The 16463-nt window shown below is 69.3% G+C and carries 14 protein-coding genes; 9 read left to right on the top strand and 5 right to left on the bottom strand.

Annotated features, from left to right (window positions below; translation table 11 throughout):
• Window positions 1-168 precede the first annotated feature (168 nt).
• From ABN034_RS10570 to ABN034_RS10550, 5 genes are all read right to left on the bottom strand, one after another.
• Window positions 169-1626 (bottom strand): sulfatase family protein, encoded by a 1458-nt coding sequence (locus ABN034_RS10570; protein WP_349690813.1) that lies wholly within the window; start codon window positions 1624-1626, stop codon window positions 169-171.
• A gap of 75 nt (window positions 1627-1701) precedes the next feature.
• On the bottom strand, window positions 1702-2721 hold the full coding sequence (locus ABN034_RS10565; protein ID WP_349690812.1) for a LacI family DNA-binding transcriptional regulator: 1020 nt from the start codon (window positions 2719-2721) through the stop codon (window positions 1702-1704).
• Between the two features lie 150 nt (window positions 2722-2871).
• Window positions 2872-3300, bottom strand: coding sequence for a hypothetical protein (locus ABN034_RS10560; RefSeq protein WP_349690811.1), 429 nt, complete (start codon window positions 3298-3300; stop codon window positions 2872-2874).
• Window positions 3301-3583: 283 nt separating this feature from the next.
• The gene (locus ABN034_RS10555) at window positions 3584-4597 is read right to left on the bottom strand and encodes a magnesium and cobalt transport protein CorA (RefSeq protein WP_349690810.1); all 1014 of its coding nucleotides are present in this window, start codon (window positions 4595-4597) and stop codon (window positions 3584-3586) included.
• 132 nt (window positions 4598-4729) lie between these two features.
• Window positions 4730-5440, bottom strand: coding sequence for a hypothetical protein (locus tag ABN034_RS10550; RefSeq protein ID WP_349690809.1), 711 nt, complete (start codon window positions 5438-5440; stop codon window positions 4730-4732).
• 192 nt (window positions 5441-5632) lie between these two features.
• Between ABN034_RS10550 and ABN034_RS10545 the strand changes: the two genes are divergently transcribed.
• The 9 genes from ABN034_RS10545 to ABN034_RS10505 all read left to right on the top strand — a co-directional run bounded on the left by ABN034_RS10545 (window position 5633) and on the right by ABN034_RS10505 (window position 16282).
• The gene (locus tag ABN034_RS10545) at window positions 5633-7564 is read left to right on the top strand and encodes a TIGR03960 family B12-binding radical SAM protein (RefSeq protein WP_349690808.1); all 1932 of its coding nucleotides are present in this window, start codon (window positions 5633-5635) and stop codon (window positions 7562-7564) included.
• A gap of 10 nt (window positions 7565-7574) precedes the next feature.
• Window positions 7575-8441 carry a TIGR03936 family radical SAM-associated protein gene (locus tag ABN034_RS10540; protein WP_349690807.1) on the top strand — a complete coding sequence of 289 codons (867 nt, stop codon included), beginning with the start codon at window positions 7575-7577 and terminating at the stop codon, window positions 8439-8441.
• A gap of 182 nt (window positions 8442-8623) precedes the next feature.
• On the top strand, window positions 8624-11773 hold the full coding sequence (locus ABN034_RS10535; RefSeq protein WP_349690806.1) for an Rne/Rng family ribonuclease: 3150 nt from the start codon (window positions 8624-8626) through the stop codon (window positions 11771-11773).
• A 249-nt stretch (window positions 11774-12022) separates the two neighbouring features.
• Window positions 12023-12334: a 50S ribosomal protein L21 gene (rplU, locus tag ABN034_RS10530; protein WP_349326624.1), complete on the top strand. Its 312-nt coding sequence runs from the start codon at window positions 12023-12025 to the stop codon at window positions 12332-12334.
• Window positions 12335-12402: 68 nt separating this feature from the next.
• Window positions 12403-12672 carry a 50S ribosomal protein L27 gene (gene rpmA, locus ABN034_RS10525; protein ID WP_349326102.1) on the top strand — a complete coding sequence of 90 codons (270 nt, stop codon included), beginning with the start codon at window positions 12403-12405 and terminating at the stop codon, window positions 12670-12672.
• Window positions 12673-12849: 177 nt separating this feature from the next.
• Entirely contained in the window at window positions 12850-14211 is a 1362-nt protein-coding gene (gene obgE, locus ABN034_RS10520; protein ID WP_349690805.1) for a GTPase ObgE, read from the top strand.
• Window positions 14211-15353: a glutamate 5-kinase gene (gene proB / locus ABN034_RS10515; RefSeq protein WP_349326104.1), complete on the top strand. Its 1143-nt coding sequence runs from the start codon at window positions 14211-14213 to the stop codon at window positions 15351-15353. Before obgE ends, proB begins: the two co-directional genes overlap by 1 nt.
• A gap of 15 nt (window positions 15354-15368) precedes the next feature.
• Window positions 15369-15725, top strand: a complete 357-nt coding sequence (locus ABN034_RS10510; RefSeq protein WP_349690804.1) for a DUF8830 family protein — start codon at window positions 15369-15371, stop codon at window positions 15723-15725.
• Window positions 15726-15877: 152 nt separating this feature from the next.
• Window positions 15878-16282: a VOC family protein gene (locus ABN034_RS10505; protein ID WP_349326106.1), complete on the top strand. Its 405-nt coding sequence runs from the start codon at window positions 15878-15880 to the stop codon at window positions 16280-16282.
• Window positions 16283-16463: the final 181 nt, after the last annotated feature.

Raw genomic sequence — 16463 nt, 5'->3', positions numbered from 1 at the left:
CTTGTGGAGCCTGAGTGACCTAGGCGAGCAGGCTTGTGGAGGCCCGCGGCGCGTGGCGCCTGTTCGGGCGAGCAGACGCATGCTCAGCGTGGTCATTCTCCGGTGTTCGCCGCCCTATTGCCCGGCGCTCACCGTCATACGCGGCGACCTGCAGGTCTTGCGCAGGGTTCACCCGCTGGCGGGCGGCTGGTGGCCGAAGCGGGTGGGCGTACGGGTCGACGTGTGGACGGCCGGGTCGGTTCTGCGCTGAGCGACCGCGGGCACGGTGGGCGCCGGCTCGATCTGCGCCTCCGCCTCGCCGGCCTCGCGCATCCGCGCGACCAGCCGCGCCCGCAGGTCGTCCGCCACCTTGCGGTGCGACGGCATCCCCGCCAGGTTGACCAGTTCGTACGGATCGTTGGCGAGGTCGTAGAGCGCCGTCTCCACGTACCGGGTCCCAGCGGCGTCGTTCCACGGGTGCGCGTCGGGGTCGACGACGTAGTACTTCCACCGGGACGTACGCACCGCCCGGCCCACTTCGGACTCGCTGACCTGGACGAACACCTCGTCCGGCCACTCGGACGCAGGGTCGCGCAGCAACGGCAGGAACGACCGCCCCTGCATCTGCGCCGGCACCTCCAACCCCGCCGCGTCGAGCAGCGTCGGCGGTAGGTCGATCGTGCTGACCGGCCGATCCAACGCACCGCCGCCGTCGAAGCCCGGACCCCGCAGGGCCAGCGGCACCCGGATCGAGGCGTCGTGGCATGACCGCTTGTACTCCGTGTTCCGGGTCTTGAAGTGGCTGCCGTGGTCGGAGGTGAACGCCACGATCGTGTCGTCGGCCAGTCCCATGCTCCGCAGCGCGTCGAGCAGCCGGCCAAACCCCTCGTCGATCCTGCGTACCTGTCCGCAATAGCCACCGAGGTGCTGGTGCGCCGTGCCGAGCCCTTTCGCCGACAGCGCGGCCAGGTCGGGCGGCATCCACCTGCCCTGGTAGCGCTCCGCGTAACCCTCGGGCGCCGGATAGGTGTCGACCTCGTTCTGGTGGTGCGGCTCGATCAGCGAAAGGAAGAGGTAGAACGGCGTGGCCGCGCCGGAACCGTCGGGCGACGAGCGATCGGCAACGAACCGGATCGCCGCGTCGATCAACGCGTCGGACCGGTAGCCGGGCAGCATCACCGGCGTACCGGAGTCGTCGAACACCGTCGTGCGGTAGGCGTCGGAAACGAACTCCAACACGTTGGCGCCCAGCCACGACTGGTAGCCGCCGCGCTGCGCCTCCGGCACGGGTTCGGTATTGGCGAGGTGCCACTTGCCGATGTAGCCGGTCGCGTAGCCGGCCGATCCGAAGTGGTGGGCGAGCGTGCGGGCGTCGTCGGGAAGTATGCGGCCGTTGCGATAGACGCCGGACGACGTGGGATAGACCCCGGTCTGGATCGCCGCACGGGCGGGTGCGCACACCGGCTGTGGCGTGAACGCCTGTACCGCATGGGTTCCGGCCCGCGCCAGCGCATCGAAATTCGGCGTGAGGTCGAGCGGGTTCCCGTGCACGCCGGTCGTGTCCCAGCGCTGCTGGTCGGTGAAGACCACGATGACGTTGGGACGTCTGGCCGGGGAACTCGACGGCGTGGGCGAATCTGATGGCATCGACGAACCTTTCGCAGGGGGTTGGGGCGACCGTGTGGCGTGGGAAGCCCGCTCACACTGATACCACTCGAGGCATCAGGCCGAGCCGCGGCGGATGAAAGACCAGGGAGTGAGGCGTTCGCGCCCTGGCAGCGGTGCGTCGCGCAGGACGCGGTCGAACAACAGGCGTGCGACCTCCGCGTAGTCTTGCGCCGCCGGTCCGACGGTGCTGAGGGTGGGTCTGGTGACGATGCCCTCCTCCAGGTTGCCGACCCCGATCACGGCGACGTCCTCTGGTACGGCGAGCCCGGCATCAACCGTGGCGCGGATCGCGCTGATGGCGGCCCGGTCCGACGCCGCGAAGATCGCGTCCGGTCGGTCGGGCCGGGCAAGGAGATCCGTCACGGCCCGGTAGCCGGCAACGCGCGAGTTCGCCCCCGGCACGATGATCTGCTCTGTAGCAGGGACGCCGTGGCGTTCGAGGGCGTCGACGTACGCGGTCCGGCGTTCAGATGCTTCCTCGGCTGCCACCTCGTGCGCGTGACCGACGAAGGCGATCCGTCGCCGGCCACTCCGGAAGAGATGGTCGAGAGCGTCGCCGCACGCCTGGCGTTCCGGGGCTCGTACGACATCGAAGCCGTCCGGCCTCACGCTGTTGCTCATCACGACCAACGGGAGTCCCGCGCGGGCAAGGCTGGCGAGAGTGTCCTCCTGCATGTGCGGGACGGAGGATGCGATGACGGCGCCGTCGGCGATCCGCTGGCGCAGGAGATCGACGGCCTTGAGCGCCCGAGCAGGCGTGTCGACGACGAGTGTGATCACGCCGTAGCCGGCATCGTCGGCACTGGCGTGCAGGTCGATCGCGAGTTCGTCATAGGCGGGTACGCCGATGGATCCCACGACCAGAACGACCCGTTCAGTTCGCCGGCGTCGCAGGCTGCGGGCGGACTGGTTGGGTGCGTACGCCAGTTGCTGGGCGGCAGCCAGTACCCGATCCCTCGTCTGGGCGCTGACCCGGCGGTCGTCTCGTCCGTTCATGACGTAGGAAACGGTCGCGACCGAGACGCCGGCGAGTTCGGCGACGTCCCGTGAGGTCGGATGCTGGCGACCTGGCATGGTTATACGTTTAAGGAGGCGACCTCCAGGGTCAACCTTCTGTCCGCCACCGGGCACCGGGGCCATCACGGATGCAAAAGTACGCGGTCTACGAGCCGGCACACGAAGCGGCACGGCCGCCGTGAGTGCCGGCGAAGCGCGCGGGCCTGGTCAGGATACGAGGGCGGACCCCGAGCCGAAGACCGCCGGCGGCGGCGCTCCTCGGCCGGCGGGCCGCCGCGGGGCTCCAGGCTCCGCCTCAGCGGCAGAGCCGACCTTGACCTCGGCCTCGGGCCCGACGGCAGCGGCCCTGACCTCGGGCTCAGGTTCGGCCTCGGGCTCAGGATCAGCCTCAGGTTCGTCCGCGACCTCAGCATCCGGCTCCGGCGTGGCGGGAGCGGCGCCAGGAATGATCGTGCGCGACACGGTGACCGGAACGCTGAGTGCCACCTCGGCGCTGTCGTCACCTGCCAGGGGTGGCGTGCCGACCTGAACGGGCGCGGAGTCGGCGGCGCCGAGCGCCCTCGCCCGCGCGACCCAGGTCTCGACATCGGCGAGGGTCAGGTCGGCGCCAGTGGGGAGCAGCAAGAACGCAGCCATGCGCCTATGGTGCCATCCGCCAGCCCCTGCGCCGATCACGCCTTGCCGAGAGCCCCGACGGCGACCCACCAACTGGTTGGGGGTGCCCGCCCCTGCGCCGGAGCCGGGCTGGTGGAGGGTGCCCCTGTGGCGGAGCCGGGCTGGTGGAGGGTGCCCCTGTGGCGAACCCATTGGTGGGGGTGCCCCTGTGGCGGAGCCGGGCTGGTGGGGGTGTCCCCGTGGCGAACCCATTGGTTGAGGGTGCCCCTCTTCCACGTGAGGGGAGCGGTGGACGCGCCGCCCCTCAGAGCCAGCCGCGGATCTTGAAGAAGGCGTAGAGGATCAGCCCCACCACGAACATCAGTCCGAGCGCGAACGGATAGCCATAGGCCCAGTCCAGCTCGGGCATGGAGGCGAAGTTCATGCCGTAGACCGTGCCCACCAGCGTCGGCGCGAAGATGATGGCGGCCCATCCCGAGATCCGCTTGACCTGTTCGTTCTGCTCGAAGCTTGCCTCGGAGAGCCGCTTCATCTCCTCGTTCTGCCTCTGGGCGACGAGCGCGGAGTTGACCGTCAGCATGGACCCCAGCAGTTGCCGGAACGAATCAACCCGCTCCGCGACCCGTACCGCGTGGTCCCGGACGTCACGCAGCAGCCGACGCAGCTCGAGGTCGACGGCGTACTTGTCGAAACCTGCCATCAGGGCGTCGAGGACCTCGACCAGCGGCCGGCACGCCCGGTCGAACTCGATCACCTCGCGGGAGAGCTGGTAGACCCGGCGGGACACCTCGATCTCGCCGCCGAACACCTCGGTCTCGATCTCGTCCAGGTCGTGCTGTAGTCCCCGGAGGACGGGCTGATAGTCGTCGACGACCTGGTCCATGATCGCGTAGAGCACGGCCTCCGGACCCATCTTCAACAGGTCCGGCTGTCCCTCCAGGCGACCGCGTACCGGCTTCAGCTCGGGTGCGGGGCCGTGCCGGATGGTGACCACGAAGTCGGGCCCGACGAACACGTGCAGCTCGTCGATCTCGACGACCTCTTCGTGGTCGACGTAGCGGGCCGGCCGCAGGACCACGAACAGCGTGTTGCCGTAGCGTTCGAGCTTCGGTCGCTGGTGGGCGTGCACCGCGTCCTCGACGGCGAGCTCGTGCAGGCTGAACTCCCGGGCGACCGACCTGATCTCGTCGTCGTCGGGTCGGTAGAGCCCGATCCACCCCATGCCGCCACTCTGGCGGAGCAGGTCGTAGGTCTGGTCGAGCGACTCCGGCTCCATCCGGTGCCCGCCCGCGTAGATCGCGTTGTCGACGACGCTCATTGCGGTCCTTCGTGTCAGCGGCTCCTACTCGGGTGCCATTGTGCCCGCAATGTCGTACGCATTCCGGCTGCCGAGCCGGCGTGGTCTTCGGTGTCGTCCGGATAACGCCTCTACCTCGGCGTAACTCTGGCGCTACGCACTGCCGCCGGCGAGGAAGGTCGCGAACTCGGCAGGCGTCCGCACCCCGTGGTTCAGGACGGCGTCGTAGACCTCCATGCCGCCGACCTCGTACGGATAACAGTCCAGGCGATGCCACACGTCCTTGATCCACAAGATGGCGAGGCGTGTCTCGTCCGTGAGCCGCTCGCGGAGCCGCCCCGCGTCGATGAACTCGCCCCGAGGTCCGGCGTCGGTCCAGAAGGACAGATCGATCTTCCACTCCTGGTCCCCGGCGCCGAGGTAGTGGAGGACAACGTAGTAGCGCTGGTCGTGTGTGCCGCCTGACGGGCTGCGTGGACCCACCTCGTTCCGGTACTCCGCCTCGAGCATGCGCGGATCGGCGAGCAGGTCGCGGAGCGCTGTCGCCACGTCACGGCCCGGCTCCGCACCGGTGCAGTAGATGCTGAGGTCGAGGTCACGCCACACCATCAACCCGGACGCCGCGCTGCCGATCGGCACCACCCGCCCCACCTGGCCGAGTACGACGTCGAGCCTGAGGTCGGCGCTCACCTGCCCCGCCTCGGCCTGGAGATCGTCCTGCCGCTGGAGCAGTTCGGCGACGCGGGCGGCATCGAGGGCCCGATCCGCCGCCGCGGCGTCCGCCTCGGTCCGCGGAGCTTCCGGGTTCCCGGTCCCGGTTACGCTGGCTGCTTCGTACGACCCCACCGACACCTCCGACCCCACTGAGTTCTCCGACCCACTGATTCCGCCGAACCGACTGATTCCCTCCGACCCCTCCGAACCCCGCTGAACCCACCCGCCGAACCCACTGAGCCGTCGAGTTCACACCGGAAGATCTGTCCGGCCGATCCCGGCGTCCACCGCTCCAGGTCCACCGAACTGTTGCGTACACCCCGCCCCGGAGGCACCACGAAAATGCCCGTCGAGTCGCTCTTCCCCCGGTTGGAACCGCTGTTGCCGCAGGTGCAGAAGCCGATCCAGTACGTCGGCGGCGAGCTGAACTCGACCGTCAAGGACTGGGACGCGGCGCAGGTCCGCTGGGCGTTGATGTACCCCGACGCCTACGAGGTGGGCCTGCCCAACCAGGGCATCCAGATCCTCTACGAGATCCTGAACGAACGCGACTGGATCCTTGCCGAGCGCACGTACTCCGTCTGGCCCGACATGGAGCGGGTGATGCGGGAACACGGCATCGGCCAGTTCACGGTCGACGGGCACCGCCCGGTCCAGGCGTTCGACGTCCTTGGTGTGTCGTTCGCGACCGAGCTGGGCTACACGAACCTCCTCACGGCGCTCGATCTCGCCGGCATTCCGCTGGAGTCGCGGGACCGTACCGACGCGCACCCGATCGTGCTGGCAGGCGGGCACTCGGCGTTCAACCCCGAGCCGGTCGCCGACTTCCTCGACGCCGCGGTCCTGGGGGACGGTGAGGAGATCGCCCTGGCGATCAGCGAGGTGATCCGCGAATGGAAGGCCGAGAGTGGGCCCGGTGGGCGGACCGAGCTGCTGCGTCGCCTCGCCGCGTCCGGCGGTGTCTACGTACCCGCGTTCTACGACGTCGACTACCTCCCGGACGGACGCATCAAGCGGGTGGTTCCCAACCACAGTGGCATCCCGATGCGCGTCGTCAAGCACACGTTGACAGACCTCGACGAGTGGCCCTACCCGAAGAAACCCCTTGTCCCGTTGGCCGAAACCGTGCACGAGCGGTACTCGGTCGAGATCTTCCGCGGTTGTACGCGCGGTTGCCGGTTCTGCCAGGCGGGCATGATCACCCGGCCCGTCCGCGAACGCAGCATCACCACGATCGGGGACATGGTCCAGCAGGGCATCGAGGCGTCGGGCTTTGAGGAGGTCGGGCTCCTGTCGCTGTCGAGCGCCGACCACTCCGAGATCGGCGACGTCGCCAAGGGCCTTGCGGACCGGTACGAAGGCAGCAACGTCTCGCTGTCGCTGCCGTCCACCCGCGTCGACGCGTTCAACGTGACGCTGGCGAACGAACTCTCCCGCAGCGGCCGGCGGTCCGGGCTGACCTTCGCGCCAGAAGGCGGCAGCGAACGCCTCCGCAAGGTGATCAACAAGATGGTGTCCGAGGAGGATCTGATCCGTACCGTCAGCACGGCCTACGCCGGCGGCTGGCGCCAGGTGAAGCTCTATTTCATGTGCGGGCTCCCGACCGAGACCGACGAGGACGTCCTCGAGATCGCCGACCTCGCCCGCAAGGTCATCGCGGCCGGGCGTGAGGCGACCGGCCGGCGCGACATCCGGTGCACGGTGTCGATCGGTGGTTTCGTCCCCAAGCCGCACACGCCGTTCCAGTGGGCGGGCCAGGCGGCCTGGGAGGTCGTCGACGGGCGGCTGGCGAAGCTTCGCAAGGCGATCCGGAGTGACCGGAACTACGGCAAGGCGATCGGTCTGCGCTACCACGACGGCCAGCCGTCGGTGATCGAAGGGCTCCTGTCGCGCGGGGACCGTCGGGTCGGTCGGGTGATCCGGGCGGTCTGGGACGGCGGTGGCCGCTTCGACGGGTGGAGCGAGCACTTCTCCTACGACCGCTGGGTGAAGGCGTGCGAGGAGGCGCTCGCGGACGAACCGGTCGACCTCGACTGGTACACCACGCGGGAGCGGGAAGCGGCGGAGGTCCTGCCCTGGGACCACCTGGACGCAGGGCTCGACCGCGAGTGGCTCTGGGAGGACTGGCAGGACGCCCTCGACGAGGTGGAGGTCGACGACTGCCGCTGGACGCCGTGCTTCGACTGCGGTGTCTGCCCGCAGATGGGTACGGAGATCCAGATCGGCCCAACCGGCAAGAAGCTCCTCCCCATCGCCGCCGTCTCCCACAGCTGAGTGCCGCGAGATGAGTCGCAAACCCACACCTCCCGACCGCCACACGCCGGCCACCGTCCAGCGGCTACGCCTGAGGTACGCCAAGCGTGGGCGGCTGCGGTTCACGAGCCACCGCGACTTCCAGCGGGCGCTGGAGCGGGCGCTGCGGCGGGCCGCCGTACCGATGGCGTTCTCTGCCGGCTTCAGCCCGCACCCGAAGATCTCCTTCGCGGGAGCGGCGCCTACCGGCGCGGCGAGCGAGGCAGAGTACGCAGAACTCGGGCTGGCCGTCGTCCAGGATCCCGAGGCCGTCCGGATTGCCCTGGACGCGGCGCTACCTGACGGTCTGGACGTCCTCGAGATCGTGGAGGCGCGAGGACAGTCGCTGGCCGAGCGGCTCCAGGCGTCCCACTGGCGTATCGAGGTGCCGGTCGCGGAGATGGACGGGCTTGCCGCCGCGGTGGAGGCGTTCCTCGCCCGCGAGACCGTCGAGGTGGAGCGGCTGACCAAGAACGGCCGGAAGGTGTTCGACATCCGTCCGGCGATCCTGCGCCTCCTGGTCGCGGATCCACCGCACGACCCGGAGGCGGTCGCCGCGGCTCCTGGCGAGGTGGCTCGGGCAGTGTCTGGCAGCCCGCAACCGGTCGGTTACCAGGTGTCGAGCCAGGCCTGTGCGATACTGCAGGTGGTCGTCCGGCATGGAACGCCCGCCGTACGACCCGACGATGTCCTCTCCGGGCTCCGCCTGGCGTCTGGGTTCGAGCTGTCGACGTCGCCTCGTGCGACCCGGCTGGCGCAGGGCCCTTGGGACGAGGTGTCCGGCACCGTGGGCGATCCGTTGGCGCTCGACCGCGACGCCCCCGTCACACCGAAAGTGACGGAGGCCGTTCCGCGGTAGGCCAGAGCAGCCGGGGTTGCGGTGCTGCCGGTGAGAACGTCGTCGCGGCGATCGGAGAGAACCATTTCTCCCGGTCGGAGCCGACGAAGACGACTTACGTCCGCGTTGCCCGGCGCAACGCAGGCGACCGACAGGGCCTTTGTGCGGCTTTCGAGCCCGAGGGCTGACAGGAGAAAGACTGCATGCTCGACCACGAGCAAGACACCAACAAGTCAGAACAAGCTGAAGATCCTTCGCAGACCGCCGCGAATCCGGCCGACGACCAGCAGGCCGACTCGCCCGGGCGGCGGTCGAGCCGGAAACGGACGACCTCGCGGAAGTCCGCCCGCTCGAAGTCCGACGCGGGGGAGTCCTCCGGCGACCCGGGCACCACGCGTGACAGCGGCGACAGCGGCAGTGTCGGCACGGGTGGCAGCCCCGCGGAGCCACCGGCGGGATCCGGGCGAGCAGCTCAGCCTCCCGCGCAGACCGTGGCGTTCCAGGCGCCGTCGGTGCTGTTCCAGCCGCCGGCGATCGAGACCGCGCAACCGGTGACCGACGAGGTTGTCGACGAGCCCGCCCCCAGCCGGCGCAAGCGGAGCCGGACCGCCAAGGCCAGCGACACCGGCGACTCCTCTGATGCCCGCGAGGAGGCCGACACCAGCGGCCGTTCCGAGAGCGACAGCGCCGGCAGTACCGGCGCCAGCTCGGATGGCGACGACTCCGACGACGAAGGTGGCCGACGCCGGCGACGCCGGCGTGGTGGCCGGCGGCGCAACAAGAACGCCTCCGACGACGACTCCGGCGCGGACGGCGACGACAGCTCCGACGAGGACCGGTCCGAAGGTGGCCGCACGTCGGGAGACGACGACGCCGAGGCCGACCACGCAGGCGACACCGACGACAGCCAGGCCGACGACGCCGACGGGTCGGGCACTGACGACGAGTCCGGCGGCGGCAACGGGTCCCGCAGGCGCAGGCGCAGGCGCCGGCGCAAGGGAGAGGCGATCGAGGCCGCTCCCGACGACCCCGAGACGACCATCGTCAAGGTGCGGGAACCTCGCAAGTCCGACGAGGTGACCTCGGTCGAGGGCTCGACCCGCCTCGAGGCGAAGAGGCAGCGCAGACGTGAGGGCCGCGAGGCCGGCCGCAGACGGCCGCCGATCCTGTCCGAGTCGGAGTTCCTCGCCCGCCGCGAGTCCGTCGAACGCACGATGGTGATCCGACAGCACGGCGACCGGACCCAGATCGGCGTTCTCGAGGACGACGTACTCGTCGAGCACTACGTCACCCGTGAGACCCAGTCCTCGATGATCGGCAACGTCTACCTCGGCCGGGTCCAGAACGTCCTGCCCAGCATGGAGGCCGCGTTCGTCGACATCGGCCGCGGCCGAAACGCCGTGCTCTACGCCGGTGAGGTCGACTGGAGCGGCCTGGGCCTCGAAGGTCAGCCCAAGCGGATCGAGACCGCGCTCAAGTCCGGCCAGGCCGTGCTGGTCCAGGTCACCAAGGATCCGGTCGGACACAAGGGTGCGCGGCTGACCAGCCAGATCAGCATCCCGGGGCGCTACCTCGTCTACGTACCCCACGGCTCCATGAACGGCATCAGCCGCAAGCTCCCCGACACCGAACGCAACCGGCTCAAGCAGTTGTTGAAGGAGATCGTCCCCGAGGAAGCCGGCGTGGTCGTCCGCACCGCCGCCGAGGGTGCGAGCGAGGAGGAACTCTCCCGCGACGTGTCGCGCCTCCAGGCACAGTGGCAGGAGATCGATAAGAAGGCATCGAACGGTCAGGCGCCGAACCTCCTCTACGCCGAGCCGGACTTGCTGATCAAGGTCGTCCGCGACCTCTTCACCGAGGACTTCACCCGCCTCGTCGTGTCCGGTGACGACGCCTGGGACATGGTCGAGGGCTACGTCCGCCACGTTGCCCCGCACCTGGGCGGCCGGCTGGAGCGCTGGACGACGCCGAAGGATGTCTTCGCGTCGTTCCGGATCGACGAGCAGATCATGAAGGCGCTCGACCGCAAGGTGTGGCTGCCGTCGGGCGGGTCGTTGATCATCGAACGCACCGAGGCGATGACGGTCATCGACGTCAACACCGGGAAGTTCACCGGCGCTGGCGGCAACCTCGAGGAGACGGTCACCAAGAACAACCTCGAGGCGGCCGAGGAGATCGTCCGGCAACTCAGACTGCGCGACATCGGCGGCATCATCGTGGTCGACTTCATCGACATGGTGCTGGAGTCCAACCGTGACCTGGTGCTACGCCGCCTGGTGGAGTGCCTGGGCCGGGACCGTACGAAGCACCAGGTGGCCGAGGTGACCTCGCTCGGGCTGGTCCAGATGACCCGGAAGCGGATCGGTACCGGCCTGCTCGAGTCGTTCAGCGAGCCCTGCGAGGCGTGCAACGGTCGCGGGTTCCACATCCGGCTCGACCCTGTCGAGTCCGACGATCACCCTGCGGACGGCGAGGGCGGCGGACGCCGGTCGCGCCGGCGCCGGCGCGGAGGGGGCGGGGGAGCCGCTACGGCAGAGGGCCCCGATGCCGACGAGGCATCGTCGGAGCCGGACGCCCAGCCCGACACGGACGAGCAACCTGCCGCAGAGGCTAGGTCCGACGCGGACACCGCAGAAGCTCCGGCCGCGGTGGAGGCCGATACCGCGCCAGCGCCTGAGGCGCCGGTTGCGGCAGACGCCCACGCCCAACTCGTGGCGGCGGCCGAGGCTCAACTCGCCGCGGAGGCCGAGACACACGAGGCCGTCGAGGCCAGGGCTGAGGAGGCGGTCGAGGCCGTCGGGGCCAGGGCTGACGAGGCGGTCGGGGCTAGTGCTGACGAGGCGGTCGGGGCTAGTGCTGACGAGGCGGTCGAGGTGGAGGCGGATCCGTCAGCACCGGCGGTGGCTGAGGTCCAGCCGTCCCCCGCCCAGGAACCCGCCCACGTCGACGAGCCCGGTCAGCCAGGCGAGCTCGAGCTGGGCGAGCCCGGTCAGCCAGGCGAACTCGATCAGCCAGGCGAACTCGATCAGCCAGGGGAACTCGATCAGCCAGGGGAACTCGATCAGCCAGGCGAACTCGATCAGCCAGGCGAACTCGATCAGCCAGGCGAACTCGATCAGCCAGGCGAACCTAGTCAGTCAGCAGAGCCCAGCGACCAGGGCGAAGCACCCGATCACGGCGAAGCGTCTCAGCAGGGCGAAGCGTCTCGGCAGGGCGAAGCGCCGGAGCACGAGGAAGCGCCCCATTCGGACGAAACGGTCCTGGAGGGGGCACAGCAGGAGAAACAGCAGGAGAAACAGCAGGAGACACCGCAGGCCCAGGGGAGTCCCGTCGGTCGTACCAGCTGGTGGTGACCGACCAGGGACCGACGGTGCTCCGTCGGGCGGTCCCGACCTCGGCTCGGTCCACCCTGGCGCAGGCCGCGCGCTCACCCGCTTTGGACCCCATCGCCTCGGTTGGGTATCCTCAACGATCGGCGCGGAGTTCGCGTCTTCGTCGTGTCTGCCGTCGTTGGTCCGGCGCAGTCCTCTGAACTTCGAAGGCGCACAGATCCGAAGCTGCACTTCCCGAAGAGCTTTATCCCGAAGAGAGTGAGACGAGCGGTGTACGCGATCGTGCGCAGTGGCGGCCGGCAGCACAAGGTTGTGGTCGGCGACGTCCTCGAGGTCAACCGGCTCGCCGAGGAGACTGGTGCCACAGTGCAGCTTCCGGCGGTGCTGTTGGTCGACGGCGAGACCGTCACCTCCGACGCCGCGGCGCTCGGCAAGGTCGCCGTCACCGCCGAGGTCCTCGGCGACGCCAAGGGACCCAAGATCAACATTCTCAAGTTCAAGAACAAGACGGGCTACCGCCGCCGCCAGGGTCACCGCCAGAAGCTGACGCAGCTCAAGGTGACCGGCATCGAGACGAAGTAGTCCTCACACAGCACGGCAGGACCACCGGATCCTGCTCCCACCGCGAACGACAGGCAAAGGGTCGACCGATGGCACACAAGAAGGGCGCCTCGTCCTCCAGGAACGGGCGCGACTCCAATTCGCAGCGGCTCGGCGTCAAGCGCTACGGCGGCCAGCTGGTCAACGCCGGCGAGATCATCGTCCGGCAGCGTGGCACGCACTTCCACCCCGGTGTCAACGTCGGGCGTGGCGGCGACGACACGCTGTTCGCACTGTCCCAGGGCAAGGTCGAGTTCGGCCGCCGGCGCGGGCGCCGGGTGGTGAGCATCGTCGCGGGCGACGGTGCTCCGTCTGAGTGACGCCACTTTCCTGGACACGGAGTGATGCCGCGAACGCGGCAGTGAGACCTCGAGGGGCGGGCCAGCTGGCCCGCCCCTCTTCACATCGCCGGGGCCCTTCGCACGGGGTTTCCGGTCGCACGCCGACCGCACAGATCACGTCGTACGCATGAAGGATCGAGACGAGGGAGGTGAGCCGTGGCGGTTCCGACGTTCGTGGATCGGGTCACCCTGCACGTGGCCGGCGGGGATGGCGGTCATGGCTGTGCCTCCATCCACCGGGAGAAGTTCAAGCCGCTCGGCGGGCCGGACGGCGGTAACGGAGGGCGGGGCGGAAACGTCGTCCTCCAGGTCGATCCCGGCGTGACGACGCTGGTCGACTACTACCACGCACCGCACCGCCGCGGCGGCAACGGCAAGCGTGGCCAGGGCAACAACAAGTCGGGCGCCGAAGGACCCGACGTCATCCTGAGGGTTCCCGACGGCACAGTCGTCAAGTCCATCAACGGCGAGGTGCTGGTCGACCTGATCGGTTCTGGCACGTCGTACGTCATCGCGTCCGGAGGCCATGGCGGTCTCGGCAACGCGGCATTGGCCTCGAAGAAGCGTCGTGCGCCCGGTTTCGCGCTGCTCGGCGAGCCGGGCGAGCGCCGGACGGTGGTCCTGGAGCTGAAGCTGGTCGCCGACATCGGCCTGGTGGGGTTCCCGAGTGCGGGCAAGTCCAGCCTGATCGCCGCGGTGTCGCGGGCACGGCCGAAGATCGCGGACTATCCGTTCACCACACTCGTTCCCAATCTCGGTGTCGTCACGGCGGGGGACACGTCGTTCACGGTGGCCGACGTTCCGGGCTTGATCGAAGGGGCGAGCGAGGGACGCGGGCTCGGCCACGCGTTCCTGCGTCATATCGAACGCTGCAGCGCGCTGTGTCACGTGATCGACTGCGCCACGATCGAATCCGGTCGTGACCCGCTGACCGACCTCGAGGTGATCGAGGCGGAGTTGCGTGCGCACGGTGGGCTCGACGACCGTCCCCGCCTGGTGGCCCTGAACAAGGTGGATGTGCCCGAGGGACGCGAGCTGGCCGAGATGGTACGTCCGGAGCTGGAGAGCCGCGGCTACGCCGTCTACGACGTGTCGGCGGCCACCAGGGAAGGCATGACGGAGCTGACGTACGCCATGGCCCGGCTCGTGCAGGGGCGCCGTGCCGCCATGCCGCCGGCCGAGCCGACCCGGATCGTGCTCCGCCCGAAGGCGGTGGACGACTCGGAGTTCACGGTCGTCCGCGAGGGAGAGATCTGGCGGGTCACCGGCAGCCGGCCGGAGCGGTGGGTTCGCCAGACCGACTTCGCCAACGACGAGGCGGTGGGCTACCTCGCCGATCGGTTGAACCGGTTGGGCGTCGAGGACCGACTGCGCCAGCTCGGTGCGGTGCCGGGTGACGCGGTGGCGGTGGGCTCGGATGAGAACGCCGTCATCTTCGACTTCGACCCGTCGGTGGAGTCAGGGGCGGAGCTGCTCCGCGGGCCGCGCGGCAGCGACCCGCGGCTGGAGGGTCGGTGATGGCCGAGGTTCGGGCCGATGTGGCCGGGGCCCAGCGGGTGGTGGTGAAGGTGGGTTCGTCCTCGCTGACGACCCGCCGAGGTGGGATCGACCCACACCGGATCGATGCGATGGTCGACGTCCTCGCCGACCGACTTTCCGCGGGAATCGAGATCGTCCTCGTCTCGTCCGGCGCGATCGCGAGCGGGATCGCACCGCTCGGCCTGCGTACCCGCCCGCGCGACCTCGCCACCCAGCAGGCGGCTGCCAGTGTGGGGCAGGGTTTGCTCGTCGCGCGCTACACGGAGGCGTTCGGGCGCCACGGGTTCAGGGTGGCGCAGGTCCTGCTCACGCTCGATGACGTGACCCGACGGTCCCATTACCGGAACGCCTATCGCACCTTTGCCCGGCTGCTCGAGCTCGGCGTCGTCCCGCTCGTCAACGAGAACGACTCCGTGGCCACCGAGGAGATCCGGTTCGGCGACAACGACCGGCTGGCCGCGTTGGTCGCGCACCTGGTCCACGCCGATCTGTTGGTGCTGTTCTCCGACGTCGACGGGTTGTACGACGGAGACCCCCGACGCGCCGGTACGCAACGGATCGCGGAGATCCGGGCTGAGGCCGACCTCGACCAGGTGATGCTCGGCCGGACGGGCCGCTCAGGTGTCGGGACCGGTGGGATGACGACCAAGGTGGAGGCCGCCCGAATCGCCACGGGCGCCGGCGTACCCGTGATCCTCGCCGACGCGGCCGATGCGGCACGGGCACTCGTCGGCGAACGGGTCGGGACCTACTTCCACGTCACCGGCCGCCGACGTCCGACCCGGTTACTCTGGCTCGCACACGCGACCACGCCACGCGGGCGGCTACGCCTTGACCCGGGTGCGGTGCGTGCGGTCTGCGAACGTCGGGCATCCTTGCTCCCAGCAGGGATTGTCGAGGTCGAAGGCAGCTTCGATGCCGGCGATCCGGTGGACCTGATAGACCCGGATGGCCAGACTGTCGCTCGCGGCCTGGTCAACTTCGACGCACAGGAGCTGCCCGGTCTGCTCGGGCGGTCGACTCGTGACCTCGCGCGGGAGTTCGGTCCGGCCTACGAGCGCGAGGTCGTCCATCGGGACGATCTCGTCCTGACCCAGCGCCGGCACGGCGCCCGAGCGTGAGGAGCGCCGGCGGTGGTGAGCTCAGAAGAGCCACGGATGTGGCACATCACCGTCACGGTGGCCGGTGAGCCGCATGATGTCGCCGAGGTCCAGGCTGGTCTGGAACGTCTGACCGAGGAGCGGCCCTTCCTGCTGACGGTCCGTTACCGGGCCGACCGGGTGGAGGTGCGGTACTGGGAGCAGGCCACCACCATCCTCGACGCGGCGTCCCTCGCCCTTCGGCTCTGGACCGAGCATCGCGACAGCGCCCGGCTCCCGCGATGGGAGGTCATCGGGCTCGAGGTACTCGACCGGGAGACCTTCGCCATGCGGGTCGACGAGGGGACCGCCCCGCCGCCCGTCGCCGGTGCCGCCGACGTCCGCCCGTACTGATCTGTCGTCCGTACGGATCGGTATCTGTCCGATCTGTCGTACCCCTCCGTTCGCGATCCTCGGACAACTCGTGCAGCGCACGGTGTGGGCCGCGTCGAAGCTGGACATTCTCTGAGGAAGGGACAGCTGGCGACAAGTACGCGGAGGCTCGCATGAATCGGGTCGTTCACTTCGAGATCAAGGCAGACAACCTGGATCGGGCCGAGCGGTTCTACGCGAACGTGTTCGGCTGGTCGTTCCGGCGCTGGAACGGTCCGACGGAATTCCGGTTGATCACCACCGGGTCCGATGACACGGCAGGCATCAACGGGGGACTCGCGCCACGTCAGGGCGATGCCAGCGTGGATCACACGAACGCGGCGGGGGCGTTCCTGTGCACGATCGAGGTGGACGACCTCGACGTCGTGGAGAAGGCCGTCGCCAACGCCGGTGGCCGCCAGGTCGGCGAACGGCGGGCACTTCCGAGTGTCGGCTGGATGGCCTACTTCGTCGATCCCGAAGGCAACCACTTCGGCGCGCTGCAGCCCGACGACACGGTGGTCGCGCCCCGCATGTGAGAATCGCGCTCCCGCTGAGAATCGCGCTCCCGCTGAGAACCGCGCTCCCGCTGAGAACCGCGCTCCCGCTGAGAACCGACCGCGCGCGCAAATGACCACGCTGAGCATGCTTCCGGTAACCGGGCCATGCGTACATGCCGGGTCCGGGTACCACAGGCATGGGCAGCGTGGTCATTTGCGG

The sequence above is a fragment of the Actinopolymorpha sp. B11F2 genome (genome assembly GCF_040195635.1).
Taxonomy (GTDB): Bacteria; Actinomycetota; Actinomycetes; order Propionibacteriales; family Actinopolymorphaceae; genus Thermasporomyces.
The sequence above is the reverse complement of the archived record's forward strand: the minus strand, read 5'-3'. Positions and strand labels throughout refer to the sequence as shown.

Bases quoted from the DNA above. Each gene is read 5' to 3' on its own strand.
- ABN034_RS10570 (WP_349690813.1), bottom strand. From the start codon at position 1,626: ATGCCATCAGATTCGCCCACGCCGTCGAGTTCCCCGGCCAGACGTCCC.
- ABN034_RS10565 (WP_349690812.1), bottom strand. From the start codon at position 2,721: ATGCCAGGTCGCCAGCATCCGACCTCACGGGACGTCGCCGAACTCGCC.
- ABN034_RS10560 (WP_349690811.1), bottom strand. From the start codon at position 3,300: ATGGCTGCGTTCTTGCTGCTCCCCACTGGCGCCGACCTGACCCTCGCC.
- ABN034_RS10555 (WP_349690810.1), bottom strand. From the start codon at position 4,597: ATGAGCGTCGTCGACAACGCGATCTACGCGGGCGGGCACCGGATGGAG.
- ABN034_RS10545 (WP_349690808.1), top strand. From the start codon at position 5,633: ATGCCCGTCGAGTCGCTCTTCCCCCGGTTGGAACCGCTGTTGCCGCAG.
- ABN034_RS10540 (WP_349690807.1), top strand. From the start codon at position 7,575: ATGAGTCGCAAACCCACACCTCCCGACCGCCACACGCCGGCCACCGTC.
- ABN034_RS10535 (WP_349690806.1), top strand. From the start codon at position 8,624: ATGCTCGACCACGAGCAAGACACCAACAAGTCAGAACAAGCTGAAGAT.
- rpmA (WP_349326102.1), top strand. From the start codon at position 12,403: ATGGCACACAAGAAGGGCGCCTCGTCCTCCAGGAACGGGCGCGACTCC.
- proB (WP_349326104.1), top strand. From the start codon at position 14,211: ATGGCCGAGGTTCGGGCCGATGTGGCCGGGGCCCAGCGGGTGGTGGTG.
- ABN034_RS10505 (WP_349326106.1), top strand. From the start codon at position 15,878: ATGAATCGGGTCGTTCACTTCGAGATCAAGGCAGACAACCTGGATCGG.